Origin of the sequence: Micromonospora sp. WMMD1120, from assembly GCF_029626235.1 — a bacterium.
Taxonomy (GTDB): domain Bacteria; phylum Actinomycetota; class Actinomycetes; order Mycobacteriales; family Micromonosporaceae; genus Micromonospora.
The window spans coordinates 5,146,432-5,160,890 of the sequence record NZ_JARUBO010000005.1 but is presented as its reverse complement, the minus strand read 5'-3'; the positions used below and the strand labels follow the sequence as shown (position 1 = coordinate 5,160,890).

15 protein-coding genes are annotated in these 14,459 nt (G+C 72.4%); 10 read left to right on the top strand and 5 right to left on the bottom strand.

The features are described 5' to 3' along the window. Positions 1 to 28: 28 nt before the first annotated feature. Positions 29 to 796 (top strand): SGNH/GDSL hydrolase family protein, encoded by a 768-nt coding sequence (locus O7634_RS23650; protein WP_278154055.1) that lies wholly within the window; start codon positions 29 to 31, stop codon positions 794 to 796. An 80-nt stretch (positions 797 to 876) separates the two neighbouring features. Next, positions 877 to 1,293, top strand: coding sequence for a YchJ family protein (locus O7634_RS23645; RefSeq protein WP_278152321.1), 417 nt, complete (start codon positions 877 to 879; stop codon positions 1,291 to 1,293). A 6-nt stretch (positions 1,294 to 1,299) separates the two neighbouring features. On the opposite strand, the gene O7634_RS23640 is transcribed toward O7634_RS23645, so the two are convergent. From O7634_RS23640 to O7634_RS23630, 3 genes are all read right to left on the bottom strand, one after another. Beyond that, positions 1,300 to 2,565, bottom strand: coding sequence for an MFS transporter (locus O7634_RS23640; protein ID WP_278152320.1), 1,266 nt, complete (start codon positions 2,563 to 2,565; stop codon positions 1,300 to 1,302). A 203-nt stretch (positions 2,566 to 2,768) separates the two neighbouring features. Continuing rightward, complete coding sequence (locus O7634_RS23635; protein WP_278152319.1) at positions 2,769 to 3,836, bottom strand: hypothetical protein; 1,068 nt, start codon at positions 3,834 to 3,836, stop codon at positions 2,769 to 2,771. Positions 3,837 to 4,143: 307 nt separating this feature from the next. Next, complete coding sequence (locus O7634_RS23630; RefSeq protein WP_278152318.1) at positions 4,144 to 4,614, bottom strand: DIP1984 family protein; 471 nt, start codon at positions 4,612 to 4,614, stop codon at positions 4,144 to 4,146. Between the two features lie 181 nt (positions 4,615 to 4,795). Between O7634_RS23630 and O7634_RS23625 the strand changes: the two genes are divergently transcribed. The 7 genes from O7634_RS23625 to O7634_RS23595 all read left to right on the top strand — a co-directional run bounded on the left by O7634_RS23625 (position 4,796) and on the right by O7634_RS23595 (position 10,928). Next, complete coding sequence (locus tag O7634_RS23625; protein WP_278152317.1) at positions 4,796 to 5,926, top strand: N-acetylmuramoyl-L-alanine amidase; 1,131 nt, start codon at positions 4,796 to 4,798, stop codon at positions 5,924 to 5,926. A gap of 111 nt (positions 5,927 to 6,037) precedes the next feature. Continuing rightward, positions 6,038 to 7,612, top strand: coding sequence for an FMN-binding glutamate synthase family protein (locus tag O7634_RS23620; RefSeq protein ID WP_278152316.1), 1,575 nt, complete (start codon positions 6,038 to 6,040; stop codon positions 7,610 to 7,612). Between the two features lie 96 nt (positions 7,613 to 7,708). Beyond that, positions 7,709 to 8,233, top strand: coding sequence for an N-acetyltransferase (locus O7634_RS23615; protein WP_278152315.1), 525 nt, complete (start codon positions 7,709 to 7,711; stop codon positions 8,231 to 8,233). Next, complete coding sequence (locus O7634_RS23610; RefSeq protein ID WP_278152314.1) at positions 8,230 to 8,757, top strand: GNAT family N-acetyltransferase; 528 nt, start codon at positions 8,230 to 8,232, stop codon at positions 8,755 to 8,757. Before O7634_RS23615 ends, O7634_RS23610 begins: the two co-directional genes overlap by 4 nt. Next, positions 8,754 to 9,224 carry a VOC family protein gene (locus O7634_RS23605; RefSeq protein WP_278152313.1) on the top strand — a complete coding sequence of 157 codons (471 nt, stop codon included), beginning with the start codon at positions 8,754 to 8,756 and terminating at the stop codon, positions 9,222 to 9,224. Before O7634_RS23610 ends, O7634_RS23605 begins: the two co-directional genes overlap by 4 nt. A 57-nt stretch (positions 9,225 to 9,281) precedes the next feature. Beyond that, a complete protein-coding gene (gene dinB / locus O7634_RS23600; RefSeq protein WP_278152312.1) occupies positions 9,282 to 10,469 on the top strand; it encodes a DNA polymerase IV in 1,188 nt (395 codons plus the stop codon). Between the two features lie 105 nt (positions 10,470 to 10,574). Then, positions 10,575 to 10,928, top strand: coding sequence for a hypothetical protein (locus O7634_RS23595; protein WP_278152311.1), 354 nt, complete (start codon positions 10,575 to 10,577; stop codon positions 10,926 to 10,928). 75 nt (positions 10,929 to 11,003) lie between these two features. Here O7634_RS23595 and htpG read toward each other — a convergent pair whose 3' ends face one another. Next, the gene (htpG, locus tag O7634_RS23590; protein ID WP_278152310.1) at positions 11,004 to 12,920 is read right to left on the bottom strand and encodes a molecular chaperone HtpG; all 1,917 of its coding nucleotides are present in this window, start codon (positions 12,918 to 12,920) and stop codon (positions 11,004 to 11,006) included. Positions 12,921 to 13,080: 160 nt separating this feature from the next. Between htpG and O7634_RS23585 the strand changes: the two genes are divergently transcribed. After that, positions 13,081 to 13,779, top strand: a complete 699-nt coding sequence (locus O7634_RS23585; protein ID WP_278152309.1) for an SDR family oxidoreductase — start codon at positions 13,081 to 13,083, stop codon at positions 13,777 to 13,779. A 94-nt stretch (positions 13,780 to 13,873) separates the two neighbouring features. Here O7634_RS23585 and O7634_RS23580 read toward each other — a convergent pair whose 3' ends face one another. Further along, positions 13,874 to 14,380, bottom strand: a complete 507-nt coding sequence (locus O7634_RS23580; RefSeq protein ID WP_278152308.1) for a hypothetical protein — start codon at positions 14,378 to 14,380, stop codon at positions 13,874 to 13,876. Between the last annotated feature and the right edge of the window lie 79 nt (positions 14,381 to 14,459).

Genomic DNA, 14,459 nt, shown 5'->3' with positions numbered 1-14,459 from the left:
TCGACGAGGGGCTAGCCTCGCGCGGGTGATGTGGCAGCGGTACGTGGCGATCGGCGACAGCACCACCGAAGGGCTCGACGACCCGGACGGTCTCGGCGGCTACCGGGGGTGGGCCGACCGGTTCGCCCTGGCGGTCGCCCGCGCCCAGGGCGGCCTGGAGTACGCCAACCTGGCCATCCGGGGGCGGACCACCGCGCTGATCCGGGCCGAACAGCTCCAGCCCGCCCTCGATCTGGCCCCCGACCTGGCCACCGTCGTCGCGGGCATGAACGACGTGCTGCGCCCCTCCTTCGACGCGGGCAAGGTCGCCGCTGATGTCGCGGCGATGCAGCAGGCACTCGTCGAGCAGGGTGCCACGGTGCTGACGTTCACGATGCCGGACCCGGCGCCCGTGATGCCGCTGGCCCGGCCGCTCCGGGGTCGCGTACTGGCGCTCAACGAGGCGCTGCGGGCCGCCACCGCGCGGACCGGCGCCACACTCGTCGACCTGGGCGCCCACCCCGTCGCCTCCGATCCCCGGCTGTGGAGCGACGACCGGCTGCACGCCAACAGCGCCGGACACGAGCGGATCGCCGCGGCCCTGGCGTACACGGCGGGTCTGCCCGGGTTCGACGACTCCTGGACGCGGCCGTTGCCGACGGCGGTGCGGCGACGTCGGGGTGAGGTGTGGGGCGCGGAGCTGGCCTGGACCCGCCGGCACCTGCTGCCCTGGCTGGTCCGGCACCTGCGCGGCCGGTCGTCGGGCGATGACCGGGTGGCCAAGCGGCCCGTGCCGCTGCCGGTGCCGCTGGATTAGGGCGTGTGTCCCAGCCCCGGTCGAGCTGCGGCGCAGGGGCTCCGACCCGGGCCCCGGGGCTGGTGCGGCAGGATAGCGACGTGGGCAAGGGTGCGGGACGCCGGCGGGCGGACGCGACGACGGGACGGGTGTGCCCGTGCGGCTCCGGCCGGGCGTACGCGGACTGCTGCGGCCCGATGCACGCGGGCGACGCCCCGACGACGGCCGAGGCCCTGATGCGGTCCCGGTTCAGCGCGTTCGCCCTCGGCGATTCCGGTTACCTGCTGCGCAGCTGGCACTCGTCGACCCGGCCCACCTCCCTCGACCTGGACCCGGGGCAGCGCTGGACCCGCCTGGAGATCGTGCGGACCGAGCGGGGTGGCCTGTTCGACACCGCCGGCACCGTGACGTTCCACGCTCACTACCGGGACGCGGGCCGGCCCGGCACGTTGACCGAACACAGCCGGTTCGTCCGCGAGGACGGCCGGTGGGTCTACCTCGACGGCGACCAGCCCTGAGGGGCGTCAGTCCGGGCCGGCCGGCAGCGCTGCGGCGACACCGGTGGGCACGGCCGCCCGACGCCGCCGGCGGGTCAGCAGCGCCAGGGCCAGCACCAGGTACGGCGCGGCCGTCAGCGCGAACGCCACCGCGTTGCCGGCCACCGTGGCGAGCAGGCCGTAGCCGGCGTACGTCACGATGATCAGCACGTCGGTGGCCATCCCGGCCAGCGATGTGACGGTGGCGCGACTGTCGCCGGTGATCCGCGCCTGGAGTCGCGCGTCGGCCAGCACTGTCGCCAGTTGCGCCGCGCCGAAGGCCACCGCGAGCAGCACGAACCCCGCCGGGTGCCGCAGCAGCGCGCCGCCGGCCAGTGCGAGGCCGACCAGGGCCAGCAGCGCCGCGTACCCCCGGACGCCCCACCGCTCCCCCACCGGAGCGAGCAGCCCACCGACGGTCACCCCGGCCCAGAGCAGCAGGAGCAGCAGGGGTACGGCCTGCGCACCGACCCCGGTGTCCAGGGCCACCAACGGGGTGTACTCGTCCAGGGCGCCCCAGTCGGCGGCGACCACGGCGACCAGCAGCACGGCGGACCGTACCGGCGGACGCTCACGCACCTGCCCCACCCCCGCCCGGAGCGTGTCCCACCATCCCAGGTCCCCGTCGTCGTCCGGGTCGGCGACTGCGCTGACGACTCCGGCCGGCGGTCGGTGCTCCGGGAACCGGGCGGCGACGGCCGCGGCGAGCAGGCCGGCGAGCACGCTCGCCGCGCCCACCGCCGGGTAGCCCCCGGCGGCGAGCACCGGACCGGCGAGCACCCCGGAGACCACCACCCCCAGCACGCCCGCCGTCCGCGCCCGCCCGAGCACCCGGGCGTACCGGCCGGCGGCGCCGAGCCGGTCCAACTCGGTCCAGACCAACGCCTCCAGGGCGCCGGAGGCGAGCGCGCCGCCGGCGCCCCAGAGCAGGAAACCGAGAGCGAAGGCGGGGTACGAGGGTGCCAGCACCCAGAGCGCGAAGCCGGCAGCGCTCACCAGCGGGGCGAGGCACAGCAGCAGTCGGCGCGACGCCACGTCGGCCCACGCGCCGGAGGGCACCTCGAACAGGATGCCGGCGGCCGACCAGATGACGAAGAGCGACGCGATCTGCCCCACCGACAGCCCGGTGTCGGCGAAGAACACCACGTACAGCGGGTAGAGCAGGACGACGTCGCTGAAGAACGCGTACCCGTAGAGGGTGGTGGTCAGCCGGCGGACCGCCGGGTCGGGAACGCGGGTGGCGAGCTGGATCATGGGACCTTCCCGTGGGAGCGGAGACGGACACCGGACGTGCGGTGCCCGCGGTGGCCCACGGGATCGGGTGCGGGATCAATGTCGCCAGGTCATGCCGCGATGCTAGACGCTCGCCGCGGCGCCAGCCAGCGCATTGCGGTCGTCGGACGACGTCCGCGGGGCGGGGTCCGGACCGGACCCCGCCCCGCGGACGTCGTGAGTTGTCAGCGCCTGTCGACCGGCGGGATGACGGTGGTGGCCTCGGTGTCGTCGCTGACGCGCTGACCGGGCACCACACCGCCGGTGCTCACCACCTGGGTCGTGTCGGCGTCGTCGCTCCGACCCACCACCTGCGTGGTGTCGGCGTCGTCGCGTCGACCGACCACCTGCGTCGTGTCGGCGTCGTCGCGTCGACCGACCACCTGCGTCGTGTCGGCGTCGTCGCGTCGACCGACCACCTGCGTCGTGTCGGCGTCGACCGGTCGGGTCACGATCTGTGTGGCCTCCGGGTCGGCGAACGACGGCGCGGCGGGCGCGGCGGCCGGCGCGCTGCCGGCGGTGGACGCGCGGGCCAGCTCGGCCTCGGCGTCGCGGCGTCCGGCCCGGTACGCCTCGGCGTGTTCGGCGATCAGCCGCGACTCCCGCTCGGCGCGCGTCAGCCAGCCCTCCCACCGGCTCTGCATCGGACGGATCAGCCCACCACCGACGCCGACGACGAGGATGCCGCCGATGGTGGCCAGCACGGCGATCAGCACCGGGGTGGTGACCGCGGTGGCCACCCCGATCTGGTTCAGCGCGGCGATGACGCCGAGGCCGAGGATGAACACCGAGGCGATGTTCGCCAGCACCCGACCGTACGACAGGCCGCCGAGCGCCGCGCTGATGATGTCCTTGACCGCGCTGGCGATGGCGGCGGCGACCACGACGATGACGATCGCGACGAAGGCGCGGGGCAGCCACGCGATGACCGCGCCGAGCAGGTCGGAGATCGGGTTGGGACCCCAGATGCCGAAGGCGAGTTGCAGGGTGAACAGCAGCACCGCGTAGTAGACGAGTTTCGCGACGATGTCGCTGGCGTCGTACCGGGAGCGGCTCAACGCCCGACGGACGCCGCCGCGTTCGACGGCGCGGTCGAAGCCCACCCGCTCCAGGACCTTTTCCACGATCTTCAAGACGGCCTTGGCGATCAGCCATCCGGCCACCAGGATCGCCACGAAGGCGACGGCCTTGGGCAGGAAGAGCATCACCGAGCGGAGGGCGTCGCCCACCGCGTCGCTGACCTTGTCACTCATTGGTCATTCCTCTACGCGGGACAGTCGGGTTGGTCGGTCCCGACCTACCCAGCGTGACTCGCGGGGAAACGCCGACCCGCGGCTGTGGAGTGCCCCGAGCCCACCCTCGCCGTCGTGGATCTGTACGTGGTGATGTGTGGTGCGTGCTGCGGCGTCACCTGTCCTCGGTGCGGGGCTGCGTCGTACCGTGGGGAGTCGAACCCCGCGCTGCCCACCGCGCGCCAGGAGAGGTGTCGGGATTACAGCCCGACCCTGGGTGTACACGCCTCCACGACGGCTACCTGCTCCACAGTGCTTCCCGCCTCGGTCAGTCCAGCAGGTCGGCCTCCCAGTTGGTGCGCTGGATCCGTACCTCCAGCTCGCGCAGGTCCCGGGCGAGCCCGTCGGCGCGGGCACGGAGTTCGGCGACCGGAAGCGCGGCGAGCATCTTCAGCTCGGAGCGGAGTTGCCGGGTCACGTGGCCGCGTCCACTGCCGGCCGCCGCGTCGGCGGCGGCGGTGACGGCGGAGTGCCGCAACCGCAGGACGTCGCGCCGGGCCAACGCGTCGGTGAGCGTGCCGACGCCGTCGACCGGCACGGCGGCGTTGGTCCGGTTGATCCGCCGGATCAGCGTCTCCAGGTCGTCGAGGACCTGGTCCAGTTCGGTCAGCAGCGCGGCGGCGTCCTCCGAGGGCAGTTCGCCCTCCTGGTAGCGGGCGCTGCCGTTGATCCGGGTCCGCAGTTGCTCGACCCGTCGTACCGCCTCGGCGCGATCTGCCAGCGCCTCACCAAGCTTCATGGTCCACCCCCGAATCGGCGGTCAGGCTAGCCGACCTTCGTGGTCGGGCGCGACCGGTAAACGCCGCCCACTCGTGCCGGGCGGGGTCTGGCGCGCGAGGGTGGTTGGCAATATTCTTCGTTGAGCGTGCGGCCATTGGAGTTACTTTTCACCCCCGCCGTCGGCCGCAGGAGGAGATGTGATGCACGTCGATCGTTCCGAACTGGACCGCCGGACGCTGCTGCGGGCCGGTCTCGGCGCCGCCACCGTCGCCGTCGTCGGGAGCGAACTCGCCTTCGCCGGCACGGCCCAGGCCGCGCCGGGCACCGACCTGGACTGGATCATCAGCTGCGACGAGTGGGCGGCCCGCCCGCCGAAGGACCCGCTGTCGGTGAGCGCGATCGCCACCAACAAGATCATCGTGCACCACATGGCGTTTCCGAACGTCACCGACTATTCCCGCGAGCAGGCCGTCAAGCTGGCCCACGACTGCCAGGACCTGCACATGGACGGCAACGGCTGGTCGGACACCGGCCAGCACTTCACCGTCAGCCGGGGCGGCTACGTGCTGGAGGGCCGCCGGGGCAGCCTGGAACGCCTCGAAGCCGGCGACCGGCAGATGATCGCGGCGCACTGCCCAGGCGAGAACGGACGGGCCATCGGCATCGAGAACGAGGGCACCTACGTCACCGAGACGCCGCCGGAGGCGCTGACCGACTCACTCGTCAAGCTCTGCGTCGCGATCTGCCGGCAGTACGGGCTGCACGCGTACGACATCTTCGGCCACTGGGACTTCCGCACCACCGAGTGCCCGGGCGCCGCCTTCTACCGGCAGTTCCCGGAGCTGCGCCGGCGGGTGCACGCCGCCCTCGGCACCGCGCTCGGTGACGTGCCGGCCCGTCGCTGGCCGGACCTGTGGCGCTTCGTCAACTCCCCGTCGGTCCGGGTGGTGCAGCACCTGCTCGTGCAGCGGGGCTACGCGGTGACGGTGAGCGGCACGTTCGACGCCGCGACGGTGGCCGCCGTGCAGGACTGGCAGGCCCGCAACGGCATCCCGGTGGACGTCGACGCCACGCTCACCCCGCCGACCTGGGAAACCCTGGCGCCGGAGCTGGACCAGCACGCCACCGGAGCGCCGGTCACCGCGGTGCAGGAGATGCTCGCCACCAAGGGGTACGCGGTCACCGTCACCGGGGCGTACGACCATGCCACCCGGGCCGCGGTGCAGGACCTTCAGGCGCTGCACGGCCTGCCCCGCAACGGCAAGGTCAGCACGAGCACGTGGTGCGTCCTGGTCGGTGGGTCGGTCCGCCAGTCGTACCGACACCGCTGAGGTTGCACCGGCGGCGGCGCGGGTCCGGCCCGCGCCGCCGCCAGGCCCACCACCAGCGGGTACGCGGCACTGCCGGTTTGAGCCGCCGCGTGGGCGGAAAGAGTCCCCGACATGACCTGGGCCCGTCGAGCCGTACCCGCCGCTGCCGCCGCCCTCGCGGCGCTCGCCGCGCGTGACCTGATCCAGCGCGACCACGCGTTGCTGCGCAACTTCCCGGTGCTCGGTCGCGCCCGTTATCTGCTCGAGTCGATCGGCCCGGAGCTGCGGCAGTACATCGTGGCCGGCAACAACGAGGAGCGGCCGTTCACCCGGGACCAGCGCCGCTGGGTGTACGCGTCGGCGAAGCGGCAGAACAACTACTTCGGGTTCGGCACCGACAACGACATCGAGTACACCCCCGGCTACCCCATCATCAAGCACCGCACGTTCGGCCGGGCCGTGCCGCCGTCCACGCCGACCGCCGGGCACGACGTGCGGTTGCCCTGCGCCAAGGTGCTCGGCGCGGCCCGGGGACGACCCCGGGCGTTCCGGCCGGAGTCGGTGGTGAACATCTCCGGGATGAGCTTCGGCTCGCTCTCCGGCAACGCCATCGCCGCGCTCAACAAGGGCGCGGCGCTCGCCGGGTGCCTGCAGAACACCGGCGAGGGCGGTCTGTCGCCGTACCACCGCAACGGCGGTGAGCTGGTCTTCCAACTCGGCACCGCGTACTTCGGCTGCCGCGACGAGCACGGCCGGTTCAGCCTCGACCGGCTGAAGGACCTGGTCGCCGGCGCGCCCGTACGCGCGTTGGAGATCAAGCTGAGCCAGGGCGCCAAACCGAGCCTCGGCGGTCTGCTGCCCGGGGCGAAGGTGTCCGCCGAGATCGCCGCCACCCGGGGCATCCCGGCCGGTCAGGACTGCGTCAGCCCCTCCCGGCACGCCGAGTTCTCCGACTGCGACAGCCTGCTCGACTGGGTGGAACTGCTGGCCGCGGAGACGGGCCTGCCGGTCGGCATCAAGTCCGCGGTCGGCGATCTGACGTTCTGGCAGGAGTTGGCCACGCTGATGCGCGACACCGGCCGGGGCGTCGACTTCGTGACGATCGACGGCGGCGAGGGCGGCACCGGCGCCGCGCCACTGATCTTCACCGACTCGGTGTCGCTGCCGTTCCAGCAGGGCTTCTCCCGGGTCTACAAGGTCTTCGCCGAGCGCGGCCTGCACGAGCAGGTGGTGTTCGTCGGGGGCGGCAAGCTCGGCCTGCCGGACAACGCCATAGTCGCGTTCGCGCTCGGCTGCGACCTGGTCAACGTCGGTCGGGAAGCGATGTTGTCGATCGGCTGCATCCAGGCGCAGAAGTGCCACACCGACACCTGCCCGACCGGCGTCGCGACGCAGAACGCCTGGCTGGCCCGGGGCCTGGACCCGGCACTGAAGTCGGTCCGGGCCGCCAACTACCTGGCCACGCTGCGCCGGGACCTGACCAAGGTCGCCGAGGCGTGCGGCGTCGAACACCCCGGCCTGATCGACACCGACGCCGTCGAGATCCTGGACGGCCGCACCGGCTCCACCCCACTGCACCAGGTGTACGGCTACCGGCCGGGATGGGGACTGCCGTCGCCCGCCGACCAGGCCGAGATCATCCGGTTGATGGCGCCGGAGGCGCCCCGGGGCGGCACCGCCCCACCGTCCGCCACCGCCGTCGGCTGAGCCTCGGCCGGGCACCGGGGCGAGGCGACCGCGTCGCCGTGCGGCGGTGCGATAAACACGTGGAGACCCCGGCGGGCGCGGCCGTATCGTGGCGCGGTGCTGATCCGACGCGAGACACCCGCCGACGTCGACGCGATCCGGGCGGTGCACTCCGCCGCCTTCGCCACCACTGACGGCGGGGGCGGCGTGCCGGTGGAGGCGACGCTCGTCGACGCGCTGCGGGCCGACGAGGGCTGGCTGCCCGCGTACTCTCTGGTGGCTGTCGATCCGGACGGCCAGGTGGTGGGGCACGTGGTGGCCACCCGCGGCCGGGTGGGCGGTGAGCCGGTGGCGCTGGGCCTGGGCCCGCTCGGGGTGCTGCCGCAGTGGCAGCGGCGCGGCGTCGGCAGTGCCCTGATGCACGCGGTGCTCGGCGCGGCGGACGCCCGCGAGGAGCCTCTCGTGGTGCTGCTCGGGCATCCCGACTACTACCCGCGTTTCGGGTTCGGGCCCGCCGTCGAGCTGGGCGTCACGCCGCCGCAGCCGTGGGGCCCGCAGTACTTCATGGCCCGTCCGATGCACGCCTGGCGGAGGTCGATCCGGGGCGAGTTCCGCTACGCCCGCCCGTTCGACGAGCTGTGAGCCCACCTCTGATCCGCCGTCGGCACGACGCCGACCTCGACGAATGCGTCGCGGTGCTCGCCGAGGTGCACCGGCTCGACGGGTACCCGATGAACTGGCCCGTCGACCCGCGCCGCTGGTTGTGCGAGCCGCGCCCGACACGCGCCTGGGTCGCCGTCGACGCCGCCAGCGCCATCGTGGGGCACATCGCCGTGCATCGGGTTGCCGCCCCGGCGCAGGGGCGGTCCGCCCGACCGACCGCCGAGGTGGCCCGCCTCTTCGTGTCGCCGGCCGCCCGGGGAACGGGGTTGGGCGGTGCGCTGCTGGCCCGAGCCCGGCAGTGGGCGACCGACAGTGCGACGGACCTGGTTCTCGAGGTGGCGGTGGGCGACACGGCGGCCGTCGCTCTCTACGAACGCACCGGGTGGCACCACACCGGGACCCGTACGGCCTCGTGGACCGCACCGGACGGCAGCTCGGTGTCGGTGCGACACTTCACCGTCCGGCCCGAACTGTCAGATGCCCAGGGCAGGCTGGCACCATGACCGATCAGATCAGCAGGCAGGAGGCCGCGGTGGTACGCGACGTGCAGATCACCATCGACTGCGCCGACCCGGCCCGGTTGGCGACTTTCTGGGCCGAGGCGCTGGGCTACGAGATGCAGGGCCCGCCGGGCGGGTTCGCGTCGTGGGAGCAGGCACTGGACGCGATGGGCGTGCCACCGGAGAAGCGCAACGACGCCTCGGCGGTGGTCGACCCCGAGGGCTCGCGGCCCCGGCTGTTCTTCCAGCGGGTGCCGGAGGGTAAGCAGGTCAAGAACCGCGTCCACCTGGATGTGCGGGCCGCCCCGGGGCTGCAGGGTGACGAGCGGATGGCGGCGCTGGAGGCGGAGGCCGACCGGCTGGTCGGGCACGGCGCCCGGCGGCTGAGCCGACACGAGCCCGCTCCCCCGCTCGGCGCCGGCCACCTGGTCATGGCCGACCCGGAGGGCAACGAGTTCTGCCTCGACTGATCGGGCGTTCGCGCAGCTCACCGCCGTGACGACCGGCCGTCATGCGAACATGTGTACGTGTCGCCCGGTGCCCGCATCCTGCACGCCGACCTGGACGCCTTCTACGCGTCGGTCGAGCAGCGCGACGACCCGCGCCTGCGGGGGCGGCCGGTCATCGTCGGCGGTGGCGTGGTGCTGGCCGCCAGTTACGAGGCGAAGGCGCGCGGGGTGCGCAGCGCGATGGGCGGTCAGCAGGCCCGCCGGCTGTGCCCGGACGCGATAGTCGTGCCACCGCGGATGTCGGCGTACACGGCGGCGAGCCGCGCGGTGTTCGACATCTTCCGGCGGACCACCCCGCTCGTCGAAGGGCTCTCCATCGACGAGGCGTTCCTGGACGTCAGCGGTCTGCGCCGGCTGGTCGGGCCGCCGGCCGACATCGCCGAACGGCTGCGCCGGGAGGTCCGCGAACAGGTCGGCCTGCCGATCACCGTGGGCGTGGCCCGCACCAAGTTCCTGGCCAAGGTGGCCAGTGCAGTGGCGAAGCCGGACGGGCTGCTGGTGGTCGCACCGGACGCCGAGGTGGCCTTCCTGCATCCGCTGCCGGTCGAACGGCTCTGGGGCGTCGGCCCGGTCACCGCCGCCAGGCTGCGCGAACGTCGGATCCGTACGGTCGGAGAGGTGGCTCGCCTGGGTGAGGCGGCGCTGGTCTCGCTGCTCGGCGCGGGCGCCGGCCGGCACCTGCACGCCCTGGCGCACAACCGCGACCCGCGCGCGGTGCAGGTCGGCCGGCGACGCGGCTCGATGGGCGCACAACACGCGCTGGGTCGGGCCCCGCGCTCCGCTGCGGAACTGGACGCGACCCTCGCCGGTCTCGTCGACCGGGTCACCCGACGGATGCGGGCGGCGGGGCGGGCCGGGCGGACGGTCATGCTGCGGCTACGCTTCGGTGACTACGCCCGGGCCACCCGCTCGCACACCATCGGAAAGGCCACTGCGGACACGGCGCCGGTGCTCGCGGCGGCACGGGCGTTGTTGCGGGCAGCCCAGCCCGAGATCGACAGGCGGGGCGTCACCCTGATCGGCGTGTCGGTGGGCAACCTCGACGACAACCCGGTCCAGCCGGAACTCCCGTTCCGCCCCGACCCGGGGACCGAACTGGACGCCGCCGTCGACGCGGTCCGCGACCGGTTCGGCTCGGCGGCGCTGACCCGGGCCGTGCTGCTCGGCCGCGACCCGGGGGTCGAGATGCCGCTATTGCCGGACTGACGGCCGGATTTCCTGCGATCGGAAACACATCACAGCAGGTCGGCGGTTTAGCCGGCGGCTCACGGGTGACCCTTGTCGGGTACAGCCTGACGAGGGGGGCCCACGATGTCCGACGACAGCAGCAACCGGCCGAGCCGCACGACCGAGCGTCCGCACGACGTGACCGATCCGCTGCTCTGGCAGTTGGCGATCGACGTGCTCAACGCCCACGAGCCGGACGACGAGGGCCACTGCCGCAACCTCCAGTGCGCCGGCCAGGGTTGGCCCTGCGCGGCCCGCACCAGCGCGGAGCAGTCGCTGCGGCTGGCCCGCGACACGCCCACGTCGGTCGAGTTGACAGTCGAGGCGGAGAGCCGCACGGGCTGGCCGGGCGAGGCGGTGTCGGCGTCGCGCTGGGCGCGCTCCGCCGGGGCGGTGGGGTCGCCGCGCGAACCTCGGGCGTCCGCCTCGGCGGCCTGACGGCGTCATCGCCGGGCGTCGACCGTTCCGGCCGACGGCTCCCGCTGGGCGGGTGGCCGTCGGCCGGAGCGTCGACTACAGCGTACGGGCCAGACGGTCGGCGAGCGTGCGGGTGAAGCGGGCCGGGTCGGCCAGCTCACCGCCCTCGGCGAGCACCGCCAGGCCGTAGAGCAGCTCGGCGGTCTCGGTCAGGGCAGCGGTATCGCTGCCCTGCTCGTGGGCCTTGCGCAGCCCGGACACCAGCGGGTGACCCGGGTTGATCTCCAGGATCCGCTTGGTCGGGGGGATCTCGTGCCCCATCGCCCGGTACATCTTCTCGAGCGTCGGGGTGAGGTCGTGGGCGTCGCCGACGACGCAGGCCGGTGAGGTGGTCAGCCGGGACGACAACCGGACCTCCCGGACGCTGTCGGTCAGGGTGGTGCCCAGCCACTCGAGCAGGCTGGCGAACTCCTGCCGTTGCTGCTCCCGCTCGGCCTCGGCCTGCTTCTTCTCCTCGTCGGTGTCCAGGTCGATCTCGCCCTTGGCGATCGAGCGCAGCGTCTTGCCGTCGTACGTGCCGACCCGCTCGACCCACACCTCGTCGACCTGGTCGGTGAGCAGCAGCACCTCGTGCCCCTTGGCCCGGAACGCCTCCAGGTGCGGGGAGTTCTCGATGGCGGCCCGGGACTCGCCGGTGGCGTACCAGATGTCGTTCTGGCCGTCCTTCATCCGGGAGACGTAGCCGGCCAGGTCGGTGGGCTCGGCCGGGTCGTTGGTGGAGGCGACGGAGATGATGTCCAGCAGGGTGTCGCGGTTGTCGGTGTCGTCGATCAGCCCCTCCTTGACCACCGCGCCGAACTCGGTCCAGAAGGTGCGGTAGCGCTCGGGCTGGTTGGCCTTCAGGTCCTTGACGGTGGAGAGGATCTTCTTGACCAGACGGCGGCGGACGATCTGGATCTGCCGGTCCTGCTGGAGGATCTCCCGGGAGATGTTCAGCGACAGGTCGTGCGCGTCGACGACGCCCTTGACGAAGCGCAGGTAGGTGGGGACCAGCGCCTCGCAGTCGTCCATGATGAAGACGCGCTTGACGTAGAGCTGGACACCGCGGCGGCCCTGCGGGGAGAACAGGTCCAGCGGGGCGTGGCTGGGCAGGAACAGCAGCGCCTCGTACTCGAAGGTGCCCTCGCCCTTCATGTGCACGACCTCGAGCGGGTCGGCCCAGTCGTGGCTGACGTGCTTGTAGAACTCGTTGTACTCGGCGGCGTCGACCTCGTCTCGGGGCCGCGCCCAGAGCGCCTTCATCGAGTTGAGGGTCTGGGTCTCGCTGGTGGCGGGCTCGCCCTCGGCGCCGGGCCGCTCGACGGTCATCCGGATCGGCCAGGCGATGAAGTCGGAGTAGCGCTTGACGATCTGGCGGATCGTCCACTCGGCGGTGTAGTCGTGCAGGTTGTCCTCGGTGTCGGCGGGCTTGAGGTGCAGGGTCACCGCGGTGCCCTGCGGCGCCTCGTCGACAGCCTCGATCGAGTAGGTGCCCTCGCCGGTGGACTCCCACCGGGTGCCGCCGGTCTCGCCGGCCTTGCGGGTGACCAGGGTGACCCGGTCGGCGACCATGAACGCGGCGTAGAACCCGACGCCGAACTGGCCGATGAGGTCCTGCTTGGCGTGGGCGTCGGCGGACTCGCGCAGTTGGCGCAGCAGCTCGGCGGTGCCGGACTTGGCGATCGTGCCGATGAGCTGGACGACCTCGTCCCGGGTCATGCCGATGCCGTTGTCCCGCACGGTCAGGGTGCGCGCGTCCCGGTCGACCTCGAGGGCGACGTGCAGGTCGTCGGTGTCGGCGACGAGGTCCTTGTCGACAAGGGTGGCCAGCCGCAGCTTGTCCAGGGCGTCGGACGCGTTCGAGATGAGTTCCCGCAGGAAGACGTCCTTGTTCGAGTAGATCGAGTGGACCACCAACTGGAGGAGTTGCCGCGCCTCGGCCTGGAACTCCAACGTTTCGGCCTGGTTGCTCACACCGTCTCCCTTCTCGGCTCGTTCGGATGTTCGCGGAAAGGATACGAGTCGTCACCGGGCGCCGTGCGGTCGCATCCGGGTCGTATTCCCGTCGCCGACGGTCGCCCTGGTGACCCATCTGACTTTGCTTAACAAAAGTCAGCCCGATAGCCTGGCCGGCATGAAGATCTCCGGAAGCACCGCCCTCGTCACCGGCGCCAACCGTGGCTTCGGCCGCCACCTCGCCGCCGAACTCACCGCCCGGGGCGCCACCGTCTACGCCGGCGCCCGCAACCCCGACAGCGTGGACCTGCCCGGCGTGACGCCGGTCCGGCTCGACCTCACCGACCCCGCCTCGGTGGCCGCCGCCGCCGAGCTGGCCGGTGGCGTGAACCTGCTGGTCAACAACGCCGGCATCGACACCCGGACGGACCTGCTCGACGGCGACATGGACCAGATCCGGCTGGAGCTGGAGACCCACTACCTCGGCACGCTGTCGGTGATCCGGTCGTTCGCGCCGGTCATCGCCGGCAACGGCGGCGGCACCATCCTCAACGTCCTCTCCGTGCTCTCCTGGGTGAATTTCCCCCTGCACGCGGCGTACGGCGCCGCCAAGTCCGCCGAGTGGGCGATGACCAACGCGCTGCGCCTCCAGCTCGCCGAGCGGGGCGTCCGCGTCGCCGGTCTGCACGTCGGCTACCTGGACACCGACATGGCGGCGACCATCACCAGCCCCAAGTCGGACCCGGCCGAGATCGCCCGGATCGCCGTCGACGGCATCGAGTCCGACGCGTACGAGATCGTGGCCGACGACGTCAGCCGGCGGGTGCAGGCCGGATTCCCCGGCGGCGTCGCCGCGCTCTACCCGCAGCTCTCCTGACCCGCGACGGGCCGCTGCCGGCACGTGCCGGCGGCGGCCCGCCCCTGTCGGGTTACGCGGTCAGCTCCCGCCGCGCACCCCGGCACATCCGCGGTCAGCAGCCGCCGCAGGTGTAGAAGAGGATGTCCCAGTGGCTACCCTCCTTGGTGTAGAGGTTGCCCGACGGCGCCCGATACTGGTACCCGAACCCGGAGATGTAGCCGACATAGGTGTAGTTCGCCGAAATGTAGTTCTGGATGCACGTGCTCAGCGCGATGTCGAGCTTGTAGCCGTTCCAGTGGCTGTAGGTGCCCGAGGCGTGCCCGACCTCGGTTCCGGCGGTGATGGTGATCGCGCAGCCACTGGCCCGCTTGAAGGTGATGATGCCGTCGATGGTGGCCTGCCGGACCCCGTCGAACGAGGTACAGGTGGACACGTAGCGGTCGCTGCAGTTGCCGCTGGAGGTCCAGGAGATGCCGGCGGCGCGTAGCTGCGACGTGGCGCTGGAGTGGCTGATGGCGAAGGCCGGAGCGGCCAGGCCGAACGTGACACAGACCGACGCCAGGCTGGCCACGAGAAGCGTGAGCACGCGGCGGCGCAGGGTGGATCGAGTGGGTGACATGGCACTCCCGTTCGCGTGAGGCGGATTTTTGCGAATCAGGGGCCGGCCTTGAAAGATTTCTACCAGAGATAGACGGACC

Bases quoted from the DNA above. Each gene is read 5' to 3' on its own strand.
- O7634_RS23650 (WP_278154055.1), top strand. From the start codon at position 29: ATGTGGCAGCGGTACGTGGCGATCGGCGACAGCACCACCGAAGGGCTC.
- O7634_RS23640 (WP_278152320.1), bottom strand. From the start codon at position 2,565: ATGATCCAGCTCGCCACCCGCGTTCCCGACCCGGCGGTCCGCCGGCTG.
- O7634_RS23635 (WP_278152319.1), bottom strand. From the start codon at position 3,836: ATGAGTGACAAGGTCAGCGACGCGGTGGGCGACGCCCTCCGCTCGGTG.
- O7634_RS23630 (WP_278152318.1), bottom strand. From the start codon at position 4,614: ATGAAGCTTGGTGAGGCGCTGGCAGATCGCGCCGAGGCGGTACGACGG.
- O7634_RS23625 (WP_278152317.1), top strand. From the start codon at position 4,796: ATGCACGTCGATCGTTCCGAACTGGACCGCCGGACGCTGCTGCGGGCC.
- O7634_RS23620 (WP_278152316.1), top strand. From the start codon at position 6,038: ATGACCTGGGCCCGTCGAGCCGTACCCGCCGCTGCCGCCGCCCTCGCG.
- O7634_RS23605 (WP_278152313.1), top strand. From the start codon at position 8,754: ATGACCGATCAGATCAGCAGGCAGGAGGCCGCGGTGGTACGCGACGTG.
- O7634_RS23595 (WP_278152311.1), top strand. From the start codon at position 10,575: ATGTCCGACGACAGCAGCAACCGGCCGAGCCGCACGACCGAGCGTCCG.
- O7634_RS23585 (WP_278152309.1), top strand. From the start codon at position 13,081: ATGAAGATCTCCGGAAGCACCGCCCTCGTCACCGGCGCCAACCGTGGC.
- O7634_RS23580 (WP_278152308.1), bottom strand. From the start codon at position 14,380: ATGTCACCCACTCGATCCACCCTGCGCCGCCGCGTGCTCACGCTTCTC.